Origin of the sequence: Actinocorallia libanotica (assembly GCF_039525175.1) — a bacterium.
GTDB lineage: Bacteria > Actinomycetota > Actinomycetes > Streptosporangiales > Streptosporangiaceae > Actinocorallia > Actinocorallia libanotica.
Map to the genome: position 1 here is coordinate 173,880 of NZ_BAAAHH010000013.1, position 6,917 is coordinate 180,796.

General features: G+C 70.1%; 6 protein-coding genes. 3 read left to right on the top strand and 3 right to left on the bottom strand.

Translation table 11 applies throughout. The annotated features are described in order from the left end of the window. The first annotated feature begins 68 nt into the window (after window positions 1-68). Together ABD140_RS17960 and ABD140_RS17965 are read left to right on the top strand one after the other, a co-directional pair. Window positions 69-1,535, top strand: coding sequence for an MFS transporter (locus tag ABD140_RS17960; RefSeq protein WP_344242004.1), 1,467 nt, complete (start codon window positions 69-71; stop codon window positions 1,533-1,535). 450 nt (window positions 1,536-1,985) lie between these two features. Continuing rightward, entirely contained in the window at window positions 1,986-3,500 is a 1,515-nt protein-coding gene (locus ABD140_RS17965; protein ID WP_344242005.1) for an MFS transporter, read from the top strand. Window positions 3,501-3,608: 108 nt separating this feature from the next. Here ABD140_RS17965 and ABD140_RS17970 read toward each other — a convergent pair whose 3' ends face one another. Both ABD140_RS17970 and ABD140_RS17975 read right to left on the bottom strand, forming a co-directional pair. Further along, window positions 3,609-4,175, bottom strand: a complete 567-nt coding sequence (locus ABD140_RS17970; RefSeq protein WP_344242006.1) for a nucleosidase — start codon at window positions 4,173-4,175, stop codon at window positions 3,609-3,611. A gap of 31 nt (window positions 4,176-4,206) precedes the next feature. After that, window positions 4,207-4,716, bottom strand: coding sequence for a PaaI family thioesterase (locus tag ABD140_RS17975; protein ID WP_344242007.1), 510 nt, complete (start codon window positions 4,714-4,716; stop codon window positions 4,207-4,209). A 175-nt stretch (window positions 4,717-4,891) separates the two neighbouring features. Between ABD140_RS17975 and ABD140_RS17980 the strand changes: the two genes are divergently transcribed. Next, the gene (locus ABD140_RS17980) at window positions 4,892-6,571 is read left to right on the top strand and encodes an adenylate/guanylate cyclase domain-containing protein (protein ID WP_344242008.1); all 1,680 of its coding nucleotides are present in this window, start codon (window positions 4,892-4,894) and stop codon (window positions 6,569-6,571) included. A gap of 5 nt (window positions 6,572-6,576) precedes the next feature. Here ABD140_RS17980 and ABD140_RS17985 read toward each other — a convergent pair whose 3' ends face one another. Beyond that, window positions 6,577-6,762 (bottom strand): hypothetical protein, encoded by a 186-nt coding sequence (locus tag ABD140_RS17985; protein WP_344242009.1) that lies wholly within the window; start codon window positions 6,760-6,762, stop codon window positions 6,577-6,579. Window positions 6,763-6,917 lie beyond the last annotated feature (155 nt).

The window sequence follows — 6,917 nt, forward strand, 5'->3', positions numbered from 1 at the left end:
CAGCAGAATCATATGCGAGTGCATTTAATGTTTGCGCATCCGATGCGTGTGCATGTAACTTCTGCCCCATGATCCCTCACGGCAGCGTGAACGACGCCTCCGATCCCGCATCCGCCGGCACCAGGTGGTCGCCCCGCCTCTGGGGCGCCCTCCTCGTCCTGTGCACGGTCCTGTTCCTCGACGGCCTCGACGTCTCGATGGTCGGCGTCGCCCTCCCCGCCATCCAGGCCGACCTCGGCCTGTCCACCGCGGCGCTGCAGTGGATCGTCAGCGGCTACGTCCTGGGCTACGGCGGACTGCTGCTGCTCGGCGGCCGCACCGCCGACCTGCTGGGCCGGCGCCGGGTGCTGCTCGTGGCGCTCGCGGTGTTCGCCGTGGCCTCGTTGCTCAGCGTCTTCACCGACAACGGGACCCTGCTCATCGCCACCCGCTTCATCAAGGGCGTGGCGGCCGCGTTCACCGCGCCCGCGGGCCTCTCGATCCTGACCACGACCTTCCCGGAAGGGCCCGTGCGCAACAGGGCACTGGGCATCTACACCGTCTTCGGCGCCAGCGGCTTCTCCTCCGGCCTGATCCTCGGCGGCCTGCTGTCGGAGTTCGACTGGCGAGTGGTGTTCCTGCTGCCCGCGCCCCTGGCGCTGGCCGCCCTCGTCGCCGGCTACTACTTCATCCCGCACAGCTCCGAGCGCGACGAAGGCGGCTACGACCTGCTCGGCGCGGCGACCTCGACCGGCGCGCTCCTCCTGCTGGTGTTCACCGTGGTCAGCGCCCCCGAGGCGGGCTGGACCTCCGCGCGCACCCTGGGCTCCTTCGCCCTCGTCGCCCTGCTGGCCGCCGCCTTCGTCGCCGTCGAGCAGCGGGTGGCGCACCCGCTGGTGCGGCTGAGCATCTTCCGCAACAAGCTGCTGGTCGCCGCCAACCTGTCGGCCATGGCGGTCTTCGGCTCCTATGTCGCCTTCCAGTTCCTGGTCGCCCTGTACCTGCAGAACGTCCTCGGCTGGTCGCCGCTGGAGATGGCGCTGGCCCTGCTGCCCGCCGGCCTGATCGTCGCCTTCTCCGGCCCGGCGATGGGCAGGCTGATCACCCACTACGGGCCGGCCCGCCTCATCGCCCTGGGCATGGCGTCCTTCATCACCGCCTACGCCCTCTTCCTGCGGGCGGACGCCGAACCCCGCTTCGCCACCGTCATCCTGCCCACCGCCCTGCTGCTGGGCGCCGGCTTCGCCCTGGCCTTCAGCTCGCTGAACTCCCAGGCGACCGCAGGAGTGGCCGACCACGAGCAGGGCCTGGCCTCGGGCCTGGTGCAGACGTCCTTCCAGATCGGCGGCGCCGTGGTGCTGGCCGTCGCCACGGCCATCGTCTCCGACTCCCCCGTCACCCGAGGCCAGATGCCCGAGAGCTTCCGCCCCGCCCTGCTCCTCATTACCGCCGTCGCCGCCCTGGGCCTGATCAGCGCACTCCGCCACTGGTCCCACCGCTTCCCCGCCGAGGAGCCGCAGAAGGAACCGTCCCGCCCACTCGAACCCGTCGCCTGACCCCCTCCAGAAAGCCGCCCTCCCTTCGTCAAGCCACCCGCCATCCGGTGGCCGCCCGCCGTCCGGGCGGCCACCCCCGTCCAAGGACGCCGCCCACCCACCGTCCGGCGGACCGTCCACCCTCCAGAGACACCGCTCCTCCGTACGGGGAACCGTCTGCCATTCGAAAGACCCCCGCCGTCCGGGATAACCGCCCCGCCGTCCGGGGACCACCCGCCGTTCGGGGGTCGCCCGCCATCCAGGAACCGCCCGCCATCCGGGGACCGCTCGCCGTTCGGGTGGCCTCCTTTGGCGGCGGTGGAAGCGGAGGCCGCCTTCAGGGGCGGCGGCCTCCGCTTTCGCGGGTTCGGGCGGTTTTCGTTCTGCGGGGACGGTCAGTCGATGGTCAGCGCGTCGTCAGCGGCGAAGGCGACGCTCTCCCGGACGAGAACGACTGCTGGGAGCGGGGTCATGAGCGCTGAGGCGAGCAAGTGGGGGACGCTGGCCGTCGCCTGTACGGCGATGCTGGTGTTGTCGGTGGATCTGACGGCACTGCATCTGGCGATACCGCTGCTGACGCGGGAGCTGGCACCGTCGGCCGCGGAGATTCTGTGGATCGCGGACGGGTACGGGTTCGCGCTCGCCGGGCTGCTGATCACCATGGGGTGGGTCGGCGACCGGATCGGGCGCAGGAGGCTGCTGCTGGCGGGCGCCGCCGCGTTCGCGGTCGCGTCCGTGCTGACCGCCTACGCGCACACCACCGAGGCGCTGATCGCGGGACGGGTGCTGCTCGGGATCGCGGGAGCGACGATCATGCCGTCGGCGCTGGCACTCGTCCGCAACGCCTTCACCGACTCCGCGGAGCGGACGACGGCCGTCGGGGTCTTCGCGGGCGTCGGCGGACTCGGCGTGGGGCTCGGGCCGCTGCTCGGCGGGGCGCTGCTCGACCACTTCTGGTGGGGCGCGGTCTTCCTGGTCAATGTGCCTCTGATGGCCCTCGTGGTGGGAGCCGGCCTGGTGGTGCTGCGGGAGTCGCGCGACCCCCGGCCCGGCGGACTCGACCCGCTGAGCGTGCTGATGTCCGTGACCGGCCTCGTGGGCGTCGTCTACTCCGTGAAGGAGGCCGCGACCGGCGGGCTCTCCCTCGTACCGATGGCCACGGGACTCGGCGCGGTGGCGGTGCTCGTCCTGTTCGTCCGCAGGCAGGCCCGGATCGCCGATCCGCTGATCGACGTTCGGCTGTTCCGGATCCCCGCCTTCTCCGGCTCGATCGGAGTCAACCTCTTCGCGATGTTCGCGTTGGTCGCCCAGTCGCTGGTCTTCGCCCAGTTCTGGCAGCTCGTCCTCGGCTGGAGCCCGTGGGAGGCGGGACTCGCCGGACTGCCCGGCGCTCTCGGCGCGATGGCTGGCGGGGCCGCACTCGCTCCGCCTCTGATCTCTGCGGTGGGCCGGGCGAAGACCATCGCCGCCGGGCTGCTGTTGAGCGCCTGCGTCTTCGCCGCGTTCACCGGCTTCGGAGCGGACCTGGAGTACTGGGCTCTGCTGCCGTTCCTCGTCCTCAACGGTCTCGGCATGGGTATCACCATGGCCGTCACGTCCGACACGATCCTCGCTTCGGTGCCGAAAGAACGTGCAGGCGCCGCTTCTGCTGTCTCGGAAACCGCCACCGAACTCGGCGGTGCGCTCGGGATGGCACTGCTCGGCTCCGTCGTCAACGCCGTCTACCGGTCCGGTATCGACACTCCGGAAGGACTCTCCGACACGGCCTCCGCGCTGGCCGAGGACTCTCTGCCCGGCGCGTACGAGGCGGCCTCCACGCTTCCGGCCGACGTCGCGGAACGCGTACTGGAAGCCGGGCGCCTCGCCTACGTCGACGCCATGCACGCCGCACTCCTGTGCAGCGCGTTCCTTTCCGTGGTCGCGGCCGTAGCGGCGCTGTACTCGCTGCGCTCCGTCCCCAAGGAACTCGAGTCCGTCGGCACGTGAACCCGTCGACCCCGTCGACCCCATCGCGTCGCGGCCGGACCGACGCGCAGGGGCCGTACGAATCCGCCGTCCCGCTCCGTCGCCCCTGCGGAGCGGGACGTCAACGCGTCACAGGTGGGTGATGACCCAAGCCGCCAGGTCGCGGGCGCAGGTCTCCACCGACTCCTTCCACGTCAGCGCCGCCTCCTCGTCCGCGGTGTCGCTGACGTGCTTGACGAGCCGTACGGGGACTCCCGCGGCGTGGGCGGCGGACGCCACCGCGTAGCCCTCCATGTCCACGAGGTCCGCTTGGAGCGCCAGACGCGCGCGCACCTTCTCGGAGGAGACGAAGGCGTCGCCGGTGGCGAGCGTCAGTCCCTCGGACCGCAGGTCCAGGGGAAGGCCGACGGGGCGGCCGGTGAGCGCCTCGATCGCCGCGCCGTCCAGATCGTGCTGGACCACGCGGGCGATCTCGTGGGTGCCCTTGATGCCGTGCTTGAGGGCGCCGGCCGTGCCCAGGTTGATGATCTCGGAGGGGCGGTGGGACGCCAGGACCCGCGCCACCGCCAATGCCGCGTTGACCTTCCCCATACCGGTGAGTAGGAGGGGAAAGCCGTGGTTCAGGTGGACCGCTTCCTCTTCGGCGGCCACGACCAGAAGAGGGCGGTCTGGGGCGATGATTCCGGTGAGCCGCATGTCTGCACGTTAGCGTCCCGGCGGGCCCCGCTCAGCGCTCCCCGAGGAAGTGCTCGCGGGAGACCTCGAGGAACAGCGCGGCCGCCTGGATCGCGACCGGGCCGTCCGGGGAGCCGATCCGGCCCTCGCCCTGGAGGTAGATCTTGCGTCCGTCCACGCCGGTGCACCAGGCCTTGAGGTGCACGACGCTGCCGACCGGGACGGGGATGCGGTAGTCGGTCTCCAGCCGGCCGGTGACCGCCATCCGGCCCAGGCTCCAGGCGGCGGTGCCGAGGACCTCGTCCATGGCCGTCGCGAGGAGGCCGCCGTGCGCCAGGCCGGGCGAGCCCTGGTGCTGCTCGGTGACGGTGAAGTGCCCGTACACGGCCTCGCCGTCGGCGCTCGTCCGCTGGAAACGCAACCCGGACTCATGTCCCTCACCGCAGCCGAAGCAGCCGTTGTAACCGCCGGACTGCAGCAGGTCCTCCGGGGAGATGCCCCCCATCCCCTGCGGGGGGACCGCGGCGTCGGGGGGCGGGGTGGTCGCGGGCGAAGCGGTCATGGGGTCCTCCGGTCTGTGGTCACCGCATATTACTTTTAAGTAGTCATACGTAAGAACGCGGCTCTTGTGCTGTGCGTCATAACAGGCGACGCCTTCTAGGGCGCACTCTCTGTACATCTCATGACTTTCGCCGTTATCAGGGGGTGCGTAGAGTGACGCGCGACGGAGGTGACGGGTGGACCGCGAACAGGTGACACACGGCCTCGACGCATTCGGAGCCAGGCTCGCCGCCCTCCCCGGCGGACCCAAGAACAGCCTGGAACTACGGGTGCGCTGGTTGCTGGCCACCGTCGTCGTCATCGCCAATGGTGTCGGCGGCATCGTCGTGCTGCTGTTCGTACTGGTGGTGCTTCCCAACCCGGAAGAGGTCCGCCCGGACATCAACATGATCAACCTGATCTCCTTCCTCTCCTATCCGGTGGTCGCCGCACCGCTGGTGATGTGGTGGGGGCTCAAGCTCTTCGACCCCGTCCGGCGGCTCGTCCGGGAACAGGGCACACCCGACCAGGAACAACGCCACGCCGTCCTCCTCGGCCCCGCGCGGCTCACCCTCATCCAGGCCGTCCTCTGGGGCGTCGGCGTCCTGGTGTGGACCGGCGTCAACGCCACCTTCCACCCCCTGATGGCGCTCAAGGTGGCGATGACCTCCCTGCTGGGTGCCATCACCACGCTGGCACTGGTGTATCTGCTGGCTGAACGCCTGCTGCGTCCCGCGACAGCGCTCGTCCTGGCCACGCAGCCGCCGCGTGAACACCTGATGTCGCGGGTGACGAGCCGTGCGATGCTCGCCTGGGCGCTCGGAACAGCGGTTCCTCTGCTCGGTCTGGTCGTCATCGCGGTCGTCGCCCTCGTGGACCCCGACTTCGACCGCTTCGAAGTCGCCTTCTCCAGCCTCGTCCTGGGTGTCGTGGCATTGACCGTCAGCTTCCTGGTGACGTTCGAGGCCTCGCGCGCCGTCGGAGACCCGATCAGGAACGTGCGTGATGGCATGGCGCGCGTCGCGAAAGGCGATCTGGAAACGAGCCTCACCGTCTACGACGCGAGCGAGCTCGGACAGCTGCAGGCCGGGTTCAACAACATGGTCACGGGGCTGCGCGCACACGAACGCCTCCAGGATCTGTTCTCCCGGCACGTCGGCAGCGACGTCGCGGAGCTGGCCCTCAACTCCGACATCGCGCTCGGAGGCGAGATCAAGGAGGTCGCCGTCCTCTTCGTCGACCTGGCCGGGTCCACCAAGATGGCGGCCGAGCGCCCCCCGGACGAGGTCGTCGCCCTCCTCAACCTCTTCTTCGGCGTCGTCGTCGACTGCGTGAACCGCAACGGCGGCTGGATCAACAAGTTCGAAGGCGACGCCGCGCTCGCCATCTTCGGCGCCCCGACCCCCCTGGAGCAGGCCGGCGGCCACGCCCTCACCGCCGGACGGGAAATGGCCACCCGCCTGCCGCTGGAAGTCCCCGAGGTGACCGCCGGGATCGGCGTCTCCGTCGGCACGGTCGTCGCCGGATACATCGGCGCCGAGCAGCGTTTCGAGTACACCGTCATCGGCGACCCCGTGAACGAGGCGGCCCGTCTGAGCGACCTCGCGAAGACCGCCACCCCACTGCGCGTCCTCGCCTCCGCCGACGCCCTGGAGGACTGCGACCCCCTGGAGGCCTTCCGTTGGGAGGCAGGCCAGGCCGTCACCCTCCGGGGCCGCCCCCAGCCGACGATCCTCGCCCACCCCCGGGTCGCGAACGAACCCGAACCGCCCCTACCGGAACTCGTGGCCCGCGCCCGCGGCCGCCTTAGGCGCCGCGTCCGCTTCTTCCCCCTGCTCTCGCTCTTCACCCTCCGGCAGGGGGATTCCGACCGCTGACGCGCTCAGAAGGAGGCGAACCAGCGGACCGTCTTGGCCGTGCCCGTGAGGTTCGAACCCAAGTGGTGGGAGCCTTCGTAGGTCGTGGCGGGCAGCTTGCGCAGGGTGGACTTCAGCCCGGCGTGACACGAGACGCTGTTCTCTGGGGCCGCCTGCTCATCGCGGGGGTTGTAGTAGAGGCGGACGGGCACCTTGGGCTTCCAGTCGCTGCAGATCCTGTCTTCCTCACGCAGCGCCTTCGCGAACTTCCCAGAAGGCTTCTTCAGCAGTGAAGCGCCCCGAAGGTTCCGGACAGTGGTCCCACTACAATGGGATTGTCCGGAAGGTGTTTAATTTTGGCTCGATC